Below are 404 nucleotides of genomic sequence, written 5' to 3' on the forward strand. Positions count from 1 at the left end.
ATCGATTCTTGATCAACACACTGATAACTGGGGGATCAAGATCGCCAATGTTGAGATCAAGCATGTCGATCTGGATGACAGCATGGTGCGCGCTCTCGCTAAACAGGCGGAAGCCGAGCGCTCTCGCCGAGCTAAGGTGATTCATGCGACCGGTGAGCTTGAAGCATCCACCAAGCTGAGAGAAGCTGCCGATGTGCTAAACAAAGCGCCTAACGCCATCCAATTGCGCTATATGCAGACATTGACCGAAGTGGCGAATGAACGTACCACCACCATCGTATTTCCTATGCCTGTCGATTTAGTGGATAAAATCACCGATCCAATAAAAGCGACGCTAAATGAGGCTGCGATTAAGAAAGCGATGAAATCCGATGATTAGCCAGGGTTTCTAGCTGCAATAAAAA

The 404-nt window shown here is 48.5% G+C and carries 1 protein-coding gene; it reads left to right on the top strand.

Annotated elements, in window-relative coordinates; translation table 11 throughout:
- A partial coding sequence (locus tag BCT81_RS05595; RefSeq protein ID WP_347232106.1) for an SPFH domain-containing protein occupies positions 1-379 on the top strand: 379 nt, incomplete at its 5' end.
- Positions 380-404 lie beyond the last annotated feature (25 nt).

Origin of the sequence: Vibrio sp. 10N.261.52.A1, assembly GCF_002876325.1 — a bacterium.
Lineage (GTDB): Bacteria > Pseudomonadota > Gammaproteobacteria > Enterobacterales > Vibrionaceae > Vibrio > Vibrio chagasii.